The following is a 14429-nucleotide window of genomic DNA, read 5'->3' as shown; positions in this document are numbered from 1 at the left end:
CTAAGCCTGCGGGGCGGCAAAAGGTCCCTCGCCTGCCAGCATCTGCTCAATCACCTGCAACACGCCCTGCTCATTATTAGACGGCGCGGCAAAACGTGCCGCCTGCTTCACCCGCTGCGGCGCATTGTCCATGGCAAAACTGAAGCGGGACTGTTTCAGCATCTCCAGGTCGTTACCGCCATCGCCAAAGGCCAGCACCTGGTCGTGCGTGATCCCCCAGCGTTTTGCCAGCAGATCCAGACCGTGCGCTTTGTGATTTCCTGGTACGATCAGATCCACCGATCCATGACCGCTTGACGTCGCGGCCACGCGTCCCTGGTGCAGTCGCTCAATATCCGCCATCAGTGGCTCAATGTAGTCGTCAGAGAGATTCAGCGCGAACTTAAACAGCCGGTCATCCTGCACGTCATCCAGTTGATGAATCGGCTTCAGCCGGTGGCAATAGTGGCGCATCTTCTTCAGCCAGCGCTCTTCCATGCCGTCGAAGTAATACGCGCTGTTACGGCCACACAGCAGATAACGCAGGCCAGGATAGTCGCCGTTTTGCAGGGTGCTGATTACCGCTTCAACGTCGCGACGTTCAAAGGCACCGCAAAACAGCTCCTCATCACGGTCAATGATCCATGCGCCGTTTTCCGCCACAAAGGCGATAGTGCTGGCGATCTCCGGGAAGAAAGATTTGAGCTGGTAATACTGATTGCCGCTGGCCACAACAAATTTGATATCGCGGGCAGTGAGTTGCTGATAGCAGGCGAGAAAGCGGGCTCGATTGTACTGCTTGTTATCGTCCAGAAACGTGCCATCCATATCTACCGCAACCATCTTAACCATCGTCATCATGACTCCTTACACAGGAAATTTCAGCGTGGAGTCTCAGGATAGCCGCTGGCGCAGCAAAACGGAAAGAAACAGAGATGGCCGCAGCCATCCCTGTTGATCGGTTCAGGTTAGAATCAGTTCAGGGCGCTGTTCAGCACCAGCGCGGTAATCACACCGGTCGCGGCAGCAATCAGCACATAGTTGCCGTCGATGTTTGCCCAGTGATAACCGCGCGGCGGTTCACGCAGACCGCGTTCATGCCAGTCGGCTACGCGATAATGGTCGCCGCGATATTCCTGCGGGACAGGATGGCCGCGACGGAAATCGTGGCCCTGCCAGGCGAAATGGTCACGGTCATTGCGGGATTCTCTGCCACGATGGTTGTTATCTTCATCATGCCGATTATTGCCCATGTCGTGAGGCTTTTTATCATCATGGCGATTGTTGCCGCGGTCTCGATTCTGATCGGGGCCGCGATTGTCAGGGCGTTTATCACTGTTCTGATGCGGCACCGGCTTACGCTGACCGTCATCATGATCGTCTGCCAGTGAAACCTGAGAGAAGAGCGTGCTGCAGGTTAAAAGTGAAGCGATAAGCGTTAATGTTGTTTTTTTCATGATACTGCCTCCGAAAATAACGGCTGTTCAGGCACCGTTGATCGGCATCATGGCAATAATTCTGGCGGGAGGCATCTCTAAAAGTCTTAAAATCCGGTAACTTACACAGTATTACGCTTGCTTAGCGCTTTCTTAACACGGCTCATATCTCTGCAACTTTTCTGACGCAATCCAGACGTTAACCGGGCAGCCCGCACGGCCTGAGCATCACGCATCAGGCTGCCCGTTAAAATCGATTCAAAGTCAGGCTGCTGAAATGCCCCCCGACACTTTACCCGGTTATGGTGTGCTGAGGATCACTGGCGCATCCGGCAATCCCGTGAATTGTTTTACGATGTGGTGAAAATCGGCCGTCGGATCCAGATCGCGAAACAGTTCCGGATAGAGGTCTTTTGCCAGAATTTCCATACCGATGATGTTATATGGGTGATTATAAAAATGGTGATAAACGCCATAGACCCGTTTCTGTTTCACCGGTTCGATCTGCTCCAGGCCAGTACGGCTTTGCAGGCGATTAAAAGTGGCGGCCACATCGGTCTGACTGGCACCGTAACCAAACGGCAGTACGTTACTGTTCGGACGTTTCGAGCCGGTCATGATGTACACGTCCGGCTTCATAGCAATAATCTTCTCCAGCGAAACAAAACCTGAGCTACCGGGCAGCAGCGCTGAGCCAATATTTTTCCCGCCGACCGCTTCCACCAGCGCGCCCCAGCCGTTATGACCATGGGTAAAACAGCAGTTGTCGCTGTTACCGGCAATCGGTTCAATAAACACCGTCGGCTTGTGCGACACCTGCGCAATTTTTTGCTGAATCATCTGCCAGCGCTGCTGATAAAAATCAGCGTAGGCTTTCGCTTCGGTTTCGCGATTCAGAACGGTACCCAGCACTTTCACACTCTTCAGGGTGTTCTCTTTGGGGTGAAGCTCATCATCCAGGAACAGCACCGGAATATGCAGATTTTTCAGGGTAGCCAGCACGCCCGACTGCGTCAGTGCCGGTTTAGCGCGCAGCTGCGCAATCATCAGATCGGGCTGCTTCGCCAGTACGCTCTCCAGATTGACCTGCCCCTGATCGTTAAAGCCCATATCCACAATCGATGCCACCTGCGGCCAGCGCTGCTTCAGCAGATTCCAGGTCTGGGTATCCTGCTTTTTCGGCAGATTATTCCAGGCAACGACCCGCTGGAACGGGTTCTGTCGATCCAGCAAGGCCAGCGCCATCACGTCGCGTCCGTCCTGCAAAATCACATGCTGCGGCTCCTTTTGCAGCGTAATTTTCTGACCATCCATGTCGGTCACCGTGACCGGATAGGTGGTCGCCGCGCAGGCGGTTGACAGTAACAGCGTGGTGGCAGCAACAATCCCGATTTTCATTTTTCTCCTGTCCTTTAAAGGAATAATAATTATTCGCGTTAACTCTACCATGTGAAAAAGTAACAAATGTAAATATTGCTGACGAGATGCGTCTGACAGAGAGGAGTTACTGTGCGGCGGCTGGCTAAAACAGGGAGGCGATATACGGAGAAAATGACGGGTAGCGGGCAGAACAGCAGGCGCCTCTCAATACCGCTGAGAAGCGCCTGTTGAGTGATCGGTTACTTCACCAGCGAATAGAAAATCGCGGAAATAGCAATCAGACCTGTCAGCACCACAAACAGGTTACTGATGTGACCACTGTATTTCCGCATCGCAGGTACCTTCTGGATGGCATACATCGGCATCAGGAACAGGATCATCGCAATCACCGGCCCGCCCAGCGTCTCAATCATGCCGAGAATATTCGGGTCCAGTGTTGCCACCAGCCAGGTGGTGAGCAACATAAAGAGTGACGTCAGGCGATTCAGTCTGGCGGGCGCGATAGTTTTACCGCGACTTCGCAGCGCCTTGTTGACCATACCGTTAAATCCTTCACGCGCCCCCAGATAGTGGCCGAGGAACGATTTGGTGATCGCCACAATGGCAATCAGCGGCCCGAGCCAGGCAATCATCGGCACCTGAAAATGGTTCGCCAGATAGGAGAGAATGGTAATGTTCTGCGCCTTGGCAGCGTGCAGATCGTCAGGCGACAGGCTCAGCACGCAGCTGAAGACAAAGAACATCACCGTCACCACCATCATCAGGTGCGAGCAGGCCAGAATGCGCGAACATTTTTTCTCAGCGGCGTCGCCATACTCTTCGCGCTTCGCCAGTGCAAACGAGGAGATGATCGGTGAGTGGTTAAACGAAAAGACCATAACCGGTATCGCCAGCCACAGCGTCATCCAGAGACTGCTGCCCGCAGGCTGAACGTTCAGAGTGGAGAGTGCAGCGCCGTGCCAGTGCGGGATCAGGTAGCAGGCCATCAGCATCAAAACCGCCACAAACGGATAGACCAGCACGCTCATCGCTTTGACGATCATCTTTTCGCCAAAGCGTACAATGGTCATCAGTCCGACAATCAGCAGCAGCGACAGCAGCACACGCGGCGGCGGCACCAGGCCGAGCTGATTCACCATCAGGCTCTCAACCGTGTTGGTAATCGCCACGCTGTACATCAGCAGAATCGGGTAAATCGCGAAGAAATAGAGCAGCGTAATCAGCTTACCCGCGCCGACGCCGAAATGCTCCTCGACCACCTCGGTAATATCACCCGCCGGATTTTTACCGGAAAGGACAAAACGCGTCAGGGCGCGGTGCGCGAAGAAGGTCAGCGGAAAGGCCAGCACCGCCATAATGATCAGCGGGATCAGCCCGCCGACACCGGCATTGATGGGCAGGAACAGCACACCGGCTCCAATTGCGGTGCCGTATAAACCCAGCATCCACATCGTGTCAGTTTTACGCCATCCCGTATCAACGTCACTCTCAAGCGCGCCCAGCGTGCCAGTTTGCGTGGTTTTCATCAGATAGTCCGTGTTAAAAGCCGCCAGTAACCTGAGCCGTCAGGCAGGTAAACGTATGCCCCGCTCAGCCTCAGCTGCAGACGGATCGGTGAAGCGTAAAAGTGATCCACCCGCGCATATAGGTAATCGATTGCGTGCGCCACTTTTTACACTACCTGACGATAAAAGTTCAAGCCGCGAAGACAAACACGCATGGATTGCTGAAAAAACCGTCAGGGTGTGCAAAGTGACTGCGCGGCGATCATGCCATTTTCGCGCCCGTTTTACTGCCCCTGAAAAGGTGATCCCTGTAACGATTAAGCGTAACGGACTACGCTTTAACTGACGCTGTCGCGATTACGCCGACAGGTACACAGGAGAAAAGAATGAAAATTGCCTGTCTGGGATGGGGATCGTTAATCTGGAAACCTGGTGCACTGCCGGTGGCCAGTCAGTGGCATCATGATGGTCCTGCCGTACCCATTGAGTTTGTGCGCATCGCTGACGGCGGGGAACTCTCTACGGCAATCTGTCTCAACGCCTGCCCGGTGCCGGTGTTCTGGGCCTGGCTGAACACCGCCTCTCTGGAGAGCGCCTGCCGCGCGTTGCGCATTCGGGAGGGGATACCGGACAGCCGCGTCGATGGCGTCGGCATGATGACGGTGACTGAAAGCTCAGCCGGACCGCTGGCAACGTGGGCGCAGGCCAAAGGCATTGAAGGTCTGATCTGGACCGATCTCCCTGCCCGCATGGCGCGTGTCGAAGGCCGGATACCCACGCTGGATGACGCGCGATATTACCTGCAGAAACTTACCGGGGAAACACGTGAGCACGCGTTTCACTACATTGAACAGGTGCCGGCGCAAATCGATACCGCTTACCGGCGCGCGCTGGCCGATCTTACCGGCTGGCAACCGGATGCATTGCCCGTCAACGCCACCACAGCTCAGATGCAGTTACCCAACCCGCCGGTCTGAAACCGCCCTGCCTCTGGCACCGCTCTGCTTACTCTTCAAAGGATTACTACACTTCAGGCAGGTTTCGATTTCAGATTCCCTGAGTCTTCCTCGCAGGCAGCCATACTTTCTGGTCTGGCTGCCCTTCCCTCGTCAGCAGGAGATCAACAGATGAAAGCATTAACGTATCATGGCCCGCATAAAGTCAGCGTGGATAACGTGCCCGACCCGGGTCTGGAAGCGGCCGATGACATTATCCTGCGCGTGACCGCTACCGCCATTTGTGGTTCAGACCTGCACCTTTACCGCGGCAAAATTCCCGGCACCGGGCATGGCGATATTTTTGGTCATGAGTTTATGGGCGAAGTGGTTGAGGCGGGCAGCGCAGTGACTGCCGTCGCCAAAGGCGATCGGGTAGTCATTCCGTTTGTGATCGCCTGTGGCGACTGCTTTTTCTGCCTGCTGAGCCAGTATGCCGCCTGCGAAAATACCAACAGCGGACGGGGCGCTATTCTGAATCGTAAGAACATCACGCCGCCCGCGGCGCTGTTTGGTTTCAGTAAGCTCTATGGCGGTGTGCCGGGCGGCCAGGCGGAATATGTCAGGGTGCCGAAAGCCAATACCGGCCCGTTTAAAGTGCCGTCGGTACTGTCAGATGAGAAAGTGCTGTTCCTGTCGGACATTCTGCCTACGGCGTGGCAGGCGGTCAAAAATGCCGACGTTAAACCTGGCTCCAGCCTGGCGATTTTCGGTGCCGGACCGGTGGGTCTGCTCAGTGCCGCCTGCGCCCGACAGCAGGGTGCCGAACAGATCTACATGATTGACCACAACAACTACCGCTTAAACTTTGCCCGCGATCGCTATGGCGTCATCCCGATTAATTTCGATGAGATCGATGACCCGGCCGGCTGGATTATCGAGCACAGCACCGGCAATCGCGGTGTGGATGCGGTGATTGATGCCGTCGGGTTCGAGGCGAAAGGCAGCCTGACTGAAACCGTGCTCACCAATCTCAAGCTGGAAGGCAGCAGTGGCAAAGCGTTGCGTCAGTGTATTGCTGCGGTGCGGCGTGGCGGTATCGTCAGCGTACCTGGCGTCTACGCCGGATTCATTCATGGCTTCCTGTTTGGTGATGCCTTCGACAAAGGGCTGACCTTTAAAATGGGACAGACGCATGTGCATGCCTATCTGCCCGATCTGCTGAAGCTGATTGAGCAGGGGCATCTGACGCCGGAAGAGATTGTGACCCATCATCTGCCGCTGGAAGATGCCGCACGCGGCTACGATATTTTTGCCAAACGCGAAGAGGAGTGCCGCAAGGTGATTCTGGTGCCTGGCATGGCCGCCACGCAGACCACCATTTAATGGTCTGAAACTCACTACCGGATCCCCGGCAGAGCTCGCTGCCGGGGATCGCATTTTAATACGGCTTGCGCTGCAGACTGCTTCGCCACTCCCGCCTCTCCAGCAAATGTTCATCCGGCGAGTCCGCCGTATCGATCTGACTCCCCTGCTCCAGCAGTCGCGCACTGCGTGAATGGGGATGACTTTCGCTGATCACCTGTTGTGAAAATGCACCAAACGATAACAGTAAAAACAGTAATGCACTGGCCGCCCTCACTTTCATACGCACACCTCTCTGGTAACGGTGTCGCTATGCTGCCCGACGGGTTTTCATTTTCTGTCAGTAACAGGCAAAGTTATGTGGAGAGCGGGAACAAGCTGCGACGGGTTTAAGCGCGGTTTAGCCCGATGTTCTGACACCACTAATGCAGCCGACGTACGCTTAGCGCCGCAGACCAGCGCTGTCGCTGACAGCGCGGGCAGACGGCCTGTTGCTCCGCCTCAATCCTCTGCGTCTGGCCACAATGGGTGCAGGCGTAAAGCGCGCCGACTGGCACAGTGCTGTAATCCTGTCGGTGCTCCGGCGGCAGCACGCTTAACCCGGCGCGCATCTCGTCATCATCGTAAAAATAGAGGCTGAGCTGACCATCCACCTCCACCAGCGCCAGCCGGATTTGTCCCAGATGCTCTACGCCGCTCTGACGCAACTCCATATAGAACTCATCTTCGGAAATATTCAGCTGATCCAGACTTTCCAGCACATACAGGCCATCCTTAATCAGGGTAATGACGTCGCCCTGAATCAGCCGTGAAAAGCGCGGGCTGTGTGACGTCAGCCAGGTGGTCAGGCGGTAGAGCGCCAGCAATACCACAAACACCATAATCACCGGCAGCACCGGGACATCGTCGTAAAACGTAACGTCACCGGACGCGGAACCCAGCGTCAGAATCACCACCAGTTCGAACAGCGACAGCTGACGCACGCCGCGGCGTCCTGACACTTTCAGAAAAGTAAAAACCACCAGATAAGCGATCAGAACCCGCGCGACCACTTCAAACAAAAAGGTGGCCGGTTGGTCGTTAAGTAAGAAGCGGTGCCAGTCGAATGAGAACATAGTCGGTTAAACATCCTGTTTTAAGGGGCGCGCCGCTTAACCGGCCGCCCGTTAATAGCCTGCAGATTCAGGCCAGCAATAAGTAAATCTTGTCGCCAGCCCGTTAAAAGGCAAGCGAAGCAGTAACGCTAAAACGGGTAAGTCTGTCTGCTCTGCATGTTGAGGAAAAGGTTAACAAAGCTGAAAATAGCGCTGACTCTCTTCACGCCTCGCTTATCAACCCAACAGCATAAACAAAAGTGAAAAATTCCTGTTTCTGAATGGATGGCTTTTACCGCTGCGCTTTTTCCTTTTCACTTCAATAATTTGCGAAGAACCGTTCCTTACCTATACTTTCCAGTAAGGCTTCCGCAAAATCCGTTAACATTCAGAGAAGCCACTCTTTTTCCTGCCGATAGCGCCGCACGTAGAGTTCTGCTATCTCACGTATCCAAACCGTCACAGGCTCTGTTGCCTGCAATTTAGCGTCTGTGGCTTATGGCAAGGATTGCCAGTCTGCTTTGCATACCTGTAACGCCCTGACCCGTTTCGCGACGGCTCGTCAGCGGGAAGCGTGTTGCTTTTTTTTGGAGATGCCATGACGCCCTTTTCCAGTTTCTGGCAGGCCGGCTACGAAGGTGCCGATCATGTCAATCCGGCCGGTGTTGCGCTGTCGATGAACGATCTGAACCAGCATCAGGCGCGGGCGGCAGAGGATTATGCAGCGCTGAGTCCCTTTGCCATTCGCACCGTGCGGGAAAGCGTCGGCTGGCGGTTATGTGAACGCGACGGCCACTATGATTTCTCCACGGTCGCTGCACGGATGCAGGCCGCAGAGCAGCAGGGTATCCAGCTGAGCTGGACAATCTGCCACTACGGCTGGCCCGCGGGTGTCAGTCTGTTTGATCACGACTTTATCCTCCGTTTCGCTGCCTTCTGTGGCGCACTGGCCCGCTTCCTGGCACCCTGGTATCAGCAGGCACCGATCTACTCTCCGATGAATGAGATCTCCTTTGTCAGCTGGGGCATCTCGGTCGGGCTGTTCGCCTGTGAGGCGATCCCGCAGCCGGATGGGGCCGATGCCGTCAAGCAGCAACTGGTGCGCGCCACCCTGGCCGCCTGTGATGCGATCTGGCAGGCCGATCCGCGCGCCCGAGTGCTGCACTGCGATCCGCTGATCCATATCGCGCCCGATCCCGCCGATTCCGACAGCGACCGTCTGGCGCGTGAGATGTGTGACACCCAGTATCAGGCATGGGACATGCTCTGTGGCCGCCGTAACCCGGAACTGGGCGGCGCACCCCGCTATCTCGATCTGATTGGCGTGAATTATTACCACGCCAACCAGTGGGAACAGGGTTCCAACCGGCGGCTTTACTGGCATCTGGGCGACAGCCGACGCCAGCCGCTGCATCAGCTGCTGCTGCAGGTCTGGCATCGCTATCAGCGGCCGCTGCTGCTGGCAGAAACCAGCCACGTCGGCAGCGGCCGCGGTGCCTGGATCCGCGAGATCGCCACACAGGTTGCACAGGCGCAGCTGGCGGGCGCGGACCTGCTCGGCATCTGCCTCTATCCGATTCTCGATCGTCCCTTGTGGGAAGAGACCACCTTCTGGACCCGCAGCGGCCTGTGGGACCTCGATCTTCTGGGTTCCGATCCTTACGCCCGCCAGTTACAGCAGCCTTATGCCGACGCCTTGCGTCAGGCGCAGCGCTTTTTGCAGCACATCCAGTCCCCATTACATCCCAGCCAGGAGCACACCATGAAACCACCTGTTCTCATCGTTTTCAGCCATTTACGCTGGGGCTTTGTTTTTCAGCGTCCGCAGCAGCTACTGACACGCCTGGCGCAGCACTATCGCGTGCTGTTTGTCGAGGAGCCAGTCTGGCAGGCGGGGCCACCAGGTCTGCATCAGAGTTCGCCTGCCGCCAACATTACGGTGATCCAGCCGCACACCGACAGCGACGCGCCCGGCTTTCACGACAGCCAGATCGCCCCGCTGCTGTTGCTGCTGACGCCACTGCTGGAGGAGGACGAACAGCCGCTGATCTGGTTCTATACGCCAATGGCACTGCCGCTGCTGACACCTTTTGATCCTGCACTGGTGATTTACGACTGTATGGATGAGCTTTCGGCCTTCCAGAATGCGCCGCGCCAGCTGCAGCAGCGCGAATCGGCGCTGATGACCCGCGCCGATCTGGTCTTTACCGGCGGCTCCAGCCTTTATGAAGCGAAGCGTGATAAACACGCTCAGGTTTACTGCTTCCCCAGCAGCGTTGATGCCATTCATTTTGAACAGGCGCGCGATCGCACGAATCGTCATCCGTTACAGGATGCCATTCCGTCGCAGCGCCTGGGTTATTACGGCGTGCTGGATGAGCGTATCGACCTGCCGCTGATAGCCGCGCTGGCAGACAGCCATCCCGAATGGCAGATCATCATGGTCGGACCGGTGGTGAAAATTGATCCCGCCAGCCTGCCGCAGCGCGACAATATTCACTGGCTCGGTCAGCAGCCTTATCAGGCTCTGCCGCAGTTTCTGGCGGGCTGGGATGTCTGTCTGATGCCGTTTGCTATCAATGCTTCGACCCGCTACATCTCCCCGACCAAGGTGCTGGAGTATATGGCGGCGCAGTTGCCGATTGTCAGTACTGCCATTGTCGATGTGGCGCGTCACTATGCAGAGGAAGTGGCGGTAGCAGAGACGCACGCGGAATTTATTGCCGCCTGTGAACAGGCAATGGCGATCAGTGCCGCAGAACGGCTGGCGCTGGCGGGACGGATGCAGGCCAAAGTGGATGCCACCTCCTGGGATCGCACCACAGAGCAGATACATGGCCTGATCCAGCAGGCGCTGACGCAGCGTCAGCCCGCGCTGAAGTCAGCCAGCCAGACCCGGGCGCAGGCTGATGTCATGCCACTCACGCCAGCGATGCTGGAGAGCGATGCGGTGCCCTGTCTGATTATTGGCGCAGGACCGACGGGGCTGAGCGCCGGGTATCACTATGGCGAAGGTGCGGTGCTGCTGGAGAAAAATAGCGCGCCAGGCGGCTGGTGCCGATCAATTGACGATCATGGGTTCACCTTCGACTATGCCGGTCACATCATGTTCTCGCAGGATCCCTACGTGTTGCAGCTCTATGAGATGCTGCTGGGCGACAATCTGCACTGGCAGGCGCGCGAAGCCTGGGTTTACAGCGACGGTGTTTATACCCGTTATCCCTTCCAGTCGGCGCTGCATGGCCTGCCGGTCGAAGTGGTAAAAGAGTGCGTGCTGGGCGCTATCGAAGCGCGTTACGGCGAAACCGCGGCGGCTGCCGTGCCGCTGGATCGGGCGCGGGCGCGGCGGGATTGCTGTGCGGATGGTGCAATCCCCGATGAGGGCAGCAGTCTCGGCGCAGTGGAAGGCGAAGAGGATTTCCAGCACTTTATTATGCGCACCTGGGGTAAAGGCATCGCCCGTCACTTCGCCCTGCCCTATAACCAGAAATTGTGGAAAGTGCCGCTGACCGACATGGAAACGTCATGGCTGGGCGGACGCGTGCCGCTGCCCGATCTGTCACAGATCATCGATGGTGCACTGCAACCCCTGGCGAAACCGGTCGGTCCAAATGCCCGTTTCGGCTATCCGCTGCGCGGTGGCTTCCAGGCACTGATGTCGGGCTTTTTACCGCACCTGAAATGTACGCTGGAAACGGACACCACCCTGACCCGCATTTACCCGCAGGCGCATGTCGCCCTGCTGGCGGATGGTCGCCACTACCGTTATGAGCAGTTGATCAGCACCATGCCGCTGCCGGAGCTGATTAAACTGATGGGCGATGAGGTGCCGGAGAGTGTGCAACAGGCGGCGCAGCAGCTGCAGTTTGTGTCGGTGCGCTGTGTGAATCTGGGCATTGGCCGGGCTGACCTGACTGAAAAACACTGGATTTACTACCCTGGCGATACGCTGTTTCATCGCATTTTTGTGCAGGGTAATGCCAGTCCGCACTGCAATCCGCCGGGCGGTTTCGGCTTAACCTGTGAAATCACCTACAACGCGGCTAATCCGCTGCCGCTGGAGGGCGATGCACTGATTGAGCGCTGCCGCCAGGATTGCATCCGGGTCGGCATGATCACCGCGGACGATCCGCTGCTCTGCGCCTCAGAGGTTGATATGCCTTACGCCTATGTAGTCTATGACCATGCGCGCAGCGATAACGTGGCGCTGATCCGCCAGTGGCTGCTGACCCAGGATATCCATCTGTCCGGTCGTTACAGCGAGTGGGAATATTACAACTCGGATCACGCGTTCCTGGCCGGTAAACGCGCGGCCGAAAATGTCCGGTTGCAGCATGTCAGCGCAGGGACGCTTGGTTGATCTGACGCAGCCCGTTATGAAAGACGCTGGCTGCACTTTGCGGCTTTCAGCGACTGCAACGCAGTGACCCGCTTTTCCGCTTTCCGGGTGGCATTGTACTTTGCAATGCCATTTCCCAGTCCGAAATCCCCGACAAAGCCCAGCACGGTCAGGGCATTAAACTGGCCGGTCTGCTCAATATCACTCTGCACGCCGTGCGCTTTGATCAGCGCCTGATCCAGGGCGTTGCAGTTCAGCATCGCTGTCTCTTGCGGCGTCACCGCTGCCGCCTGGGGATAGTGCTTAGTCGCGCAGCCGGTTAACACCAGCACCAGGAGCCCCATTAAGACTTTCTGTTTACACATTTTTCACTGCCTGTTTTTTGCCCGATTAACAGGGTTATCGGCAGCATACACAGAGATCATGAGTCTCTGAGCTACCAATAATGGTCGAAACCGCTACGCTAATGTAGGATTCAGCGCGCTGCCGTCAGAGGCAGGCCGCTACCGACCGGAAGTCACGCAGCGAACGCACATTGCCCGTTCATCACTTCTGCCAGACCTTTCAGACAGTTAGCCAGCATGATGCTGCCAGTAACAGCATTTAACGAGCAAAGCCTGAACGTTAATTTGTGACGAGGCAGCCGCGCAAGCAAAGCCGGACACAGCAAATTTGCGCGTCGGGTTTATCAGAGTTTGTTCCAGATGAGGTTTCTCCATGCGTTTTAAAGGATTGAACATCGGGTTTTTCATTTTAATTCTGGCTATCGCCACCTTCGCGTTTTTCGAGGTGCTTTCGCCCTATTTCTCGCCAATTTTATGGGCGGCGATTCTGGCGGTGATTTTCCATCCGCTAAAAACCTGGCTGCGCAATCGACTGGGTGACCGCAACGGTGTGGCCGCGTTAATTACTCTGTTCTGTATCTGCCTGATTGTCTTCACGCCGCTGGCGATTATTGCCTCCTCGCTGGTGGTTGAAACCAATGCGGTCTATCACAAACTGCAGACTAACTCGTCGCAATTCCCGGCCGTGTTCGCCGATCTGCTGCAGCATCTGCCGCGCTGGGCGAGGCATTTCCTGGCTGAAAATAATCTGGATAACGCCGGACAGATTCAGCAGAAGCTCTCCTCATTTGCGCTTAAGGGCGGTCAGTATGTGGCGGGCAGTGCCTTTATCATCGGTAAAGGGACGTTCAGCTTCACCGTCGGCTTTGGCATCATGCTCTATCTGCTGTTCTTCCTGCTGAAAGATGGCTCCTATCTGGTGCATCTGATTCTGGAAGCGCTGCCGCTTTCCACCTACGTGAAGCACCACCTGATGGTGAAGTTTGCAGCCGTGGCGCGCGCGACGGTGAAAGGTACGGTGGTGGTCGGTATCGTGCAGGGTATTCTCGGCGGGCTGGCTTTCTGGTTTACCGGCATCGATGGCAGCCTGCTATGGGGCGCGCTGATGGCGTTCCTCTCCCTGATTCCGGCGGTCGGTTCCGCCATCATTTGGGTGCCTGCGGCAATCTTCTTCTTCGCTACCGGCGCACTGTGGAAAGGACTGTTCCTGGTTGGTTTCTTCGTGGTGATTGTCGGTCTGGTGGATAACATTCTGCGTCCGCTGCTGGTCGGCAAAGACACTAAAATGCCTGACTATATGATCCTGATCGCTACGCTGGGCGGCATGGAGATTTACGGCATCAACGGTTTCGTGATCGGTCCGGTGATTGCAGCCCTGTTTATCGCCTGCTGGAACCTGCTCTCCGGCCGCGATAACCGCGAAAACATCGACGCCATCGACGAAGACGTGATCGAAGAAGGCAAAAAGCAGTCAGAGACAGCGGCAGAAGCCGCAGCGGAAGCCGCTTCTGCTGCAGCCGATGCGGCCGCTGAAGCGGAAATCAAAGTGTCAGCGTTAGCCGCCGCGGAAAAAGAAGCCGCAGAAAGAAAGGCGGCGGACAACAAAGCATAATTTGGATCAGCCATAAAAAAACCCACCTTCCGGTGGGTTCTTTTTTTAACCTGAAAACCAGCGTCTTAATTGGTCGCTTTGTTTTTCAGCTCTTCAGCACCCTGCTTGGTTTTATCCCAGCCTTTTTCAGTGCCTTCTTTGGTTTTGTGCCAGCCTTTCTGAGCACCTTCGGTGATTTTACTACCGGTAGTGTGGCTTTTGCCTTCAGCGGCATGCTCAGACTTCAGCTTCAGCTCTTTGCCTTCGTTCTGGGTCTGATGCAGTTTTTCTTTCGCAGTATCAGCGCCTTTATGCGCTTCCGCGACGGTGTTATCTGTGGTGGTAGCAGCAAATACTGGCGAGGCCAGCAAAATAGCAGACAGTGCAATAATTGATTTCTTCATAATTCCCTCTGTATTCATCGTTGCCGTGTAGGTTTTAATCCTGGCATAGCCTTCCCA

At 56.1% G+C, this 14429-nt stretch carries 12 protein-coding genes; 4 read left to right on the top strand and 8 right to left on the bottom strand.

What is annotated here, in order from left to right; genetic code table 11:
* From F3I20_RS09335 to F3I20_RS09320, 4 genes are all read right to left on the bottom strand, one after another.
* Entirely contained in the window at positions 1–837 is an 837-nt protein-coding gene (locus tag F3I20_RS09335) for a Cof-type HAD-IIB family hydrolase (protein WP_150037301.1), read from the bottom strand.
* A gap of 116 nt (positions 838–953) precedes the next feature.
* Positions 954–1436 (bottom strand): RcnB family protein, encoded by a 483-nt coding sequence (locus F3I20_RS09330; protein ID WP_013357080.1) that lies wholly within the window; start codon positions 1434–1436, stop codon positions 954–956.
* A 279-nt stretch (positions 1437–1715) separates the two neighbouring features.
* The gene (locus tag F3I20_RS09325; RefSeq protein ID WP_150037238.1) at positions 1716–2813 is read right to left on the bottom strand and encodes an ABC transporter substrate-binding protein; all 1098 of its coding nucleotides are present in this window, start codon (positions 2811–2813) and stop codon (positions 1716–1718) included.
* Positions 2814–3034: 221 nt separating this feature from the next.
* On the bottom strand, positions 3035–4321 hold the full coding sequence (locus tag F3I20_RS09320; protein WP_150012369.1) for an HAAAP family serine/threonine permease: 1287 nt from the start codon (positions 4319–4321) through the stop codon (positions 3035–3037).
* Positions 4322–4686: 365 nt separating this feature from the next.
* Between F3I20_RS09320 and F3I20_RS09315 the strand changes: the two genes are divergently transcribed.
* Complete coding sequence (locus F3I20_RS09315) at positions 4687–5277, top strand: hypothetical protein (protein ID WP_150037239.1); 591 nt, start codon at positions 4687–4689, stop codon at positions 5275–5277.
* Positions 5278–5427: 150 nt separating this feature from the next.
* A complete protein-coding gene (locus F3I20_RS09310; protein WP_150037240.1) occupies positions 5428–6621 on the top strand; it encodes a zinc-dependent alcohol dehydrogenase in 1194 nt (397 codons plus the stop codon).
* A gap of 55 nt (positions 6622–6676) precedes the next feature.
* On the opposite strand, the gene F3I20_RS09305 is transcribed toward F3I20_RS09310, so the two are convergent.
* Together F3I20_RS09305 and F3I20_RS09300 are read right to left on the bottom strand one after the other, a co-directional pair.
* Positions 6677–6883 (bottom strand): hypothetical protein, encoded by a 207-nt coding sequence (locus tag F3I20_RS09305; protein WP_150037241.1) that lies wholly within the window; start codon positions 6881–6883, stop codon positions 6677–6679.
* Positions 6884–7022: 139 nt separating this feature from the next.
* Positions 7023–7715, bottom strand: a complete 693-nt coding sequence (locus F3I20_RS09300) for a YetF domain-containing protein (protein WP_150012377.1) — start codon at positions 7713–7715, stop codon at positions 7023–7025.
* A gap of 577 nt (positions 7716–8292) precedes the next feature.
* Between F3I20_RS09300 and F3I20_RS09290 the strand changes: the two genes are divergently transcribed.
* Positions 8293–12054 carry an NAD(P)-binding protein gene (locus tag F3I20_RS09290; protein ID WP_150019437.1) on the top strand — a complete coding sequence of 1254 codons (3762 nt, stop codon included), beginning with the start codon at positions 8293–8295 and terminating at the stop codon, positions 12052–12054.
* Positions 12055–12068: 14 nt separating this feature from the next.
* Here the strand turns inward: F3I20_RS09290 and F3I20_RS09285 are convergent, their stop codons facing one another.
* Positions 12069–12398 carry a hypothetical protein gene (locus F3I20_RS09285; protein ID WP_150012381.1) on the bottom strand — a complete coding sequence of 110 codons (330 nt, stop codon included), beginning with the start codon at positions 12396–12398 and terminating at the stop codon, positions 12069–12071.
* Between the two features lie 352 nt (positions 12399–12750).
* Between F3I20_RS09285 and F3I20_RS09280 the strand changes: the two genes are divergently transcribed.
* Positions 12751–13989, top strand: a complete 1239-nt coding sequence (locus tag F3I20_RS09280; protein ID WP_150012383.1) for an AI-2E family transporter — start codon at positions 12751–12753, stop codon at positions 13987–13989.
* A gap of 65 nt (positions 13990–14054) precedes the next feature.
* Here the strand turns inward: F3I20_RS09280 and F3I20_RS09275 are convergent, their stop codons facing one another.
* Positions 14055–14372, bottom strand: a complete 318-nt coding sequence (locus F3I20_RS09275) for a KPN_00521 family repetitive protein (protein ID WP_150012385.1) — start codon at positions 14370–14372, stop codon at positions 14055–14057.
* Between the last annotated feature and the right edge of the window lie 57 nt (positions 14373–14429).

Origin of the sequence: Candidatus Pantoea gossypiicola, from assembly GCF_008632075.1 — a bacterium.
GTDB lineage: Bacteria > Pseudomonadota > Gammaproteobacteria > Enterobacterales > Enterobacteriaceae > Pantoea > Pantoea gossypiicola.
Note: the sequence above shows the minus strand (reverse complement) of the source record. Positions and strands in the feature narration are given on the sequence as shown.

Excerpts from the sequence above, each read along its gene's own strand:
- F3I20_RS09335 (WP_150037301.1), bottom strand. The coding sequence starts at position 837 with ATGACGATGGTTAAGATGGTTGCGGTAGATATGGATGGCACGTTTCTG.
- F3I20_RS09330 (WP_013357080.1), bottom strand. The coding sequence starts at position 1,436 with ATGAAAAAAACAACATTAACGCTTATCGCTTCACTTTTAACCTGCAGC.
- F3I20_RS09325 (WP_150037238.1), bottom strand. The coding sequence starts at position 2,813 with ATGAAAATCGGGATTGTTGCTGCCACCACGCTGTTACTGTCAACCGCC.
- F3I20_RS09320 (WP_150012369.1), bottom strand. The coding sequence starts at position 4,321 with ATGAAAACCACGCAAACTGGCACGCTGGGCGCGCTTGAGAGTGACGTT.
- F3I20_RS09315 (WP_150037239.1), top strand. The coding sequence starts at position 4,687 with ATGAAAATTGCCTGTCTGGGATGGGGATCGTTAATCTGGAAACCTGGT.
- F3I20_RS09310 (WP_150037240.1), top strand. The coding sequence starts at position 5,428 with ATGAAAGCATTAACGTATCATGGCCCGCATAAAGTCAGCGTGGATAAC.
- F3I20_RS09305 (WP_150037241.1), bottom strand. The coding sequence starts at position 6,883 with ATGAAAGTGAGGGCGGCCAGTGCATTACTGTTTTTACTGTTATCGTTT.
- F3I20_RS09300 (WP_150012377.1), bottom strand. The coding sequence starts at position 7,715 with ATGTTCTCATTCGACTGGCACCGCTTCTTACTTAACGACCAACCGGCC.
- F3I20_RS09290 (WP_150019437.1), top strand. The coding sequence starts at position 8,293 with ATGACGCCCTTTTCCAGTTTCTGGCAGGCCGGCTACGAAGGTGCCGAT.
- F3I20_RS09285 (WP_150012381.1), bottom strand. The coding sequence starts at position 12,398 with ATGTGTAAACAGAAAGTCTTAATGGGGCTCCTGGTGCTGGTGTTAACC.
- F3I20_RS09280 (WP_150012383.1), top strand. The coding sequence starts at position 12,751 with ATGCGTTTTAAAGGATTGAACATCGGGTTTTTCATTTTAATTCTGGCT.
- F3I20_RS09275 (WP_150012385.1), bottom strand. The coding sequence starts at position 14,372 with ATGAAGAAATCAATTATTGCACTGTCTGCTATTTTGCTGGCCTCGCCA.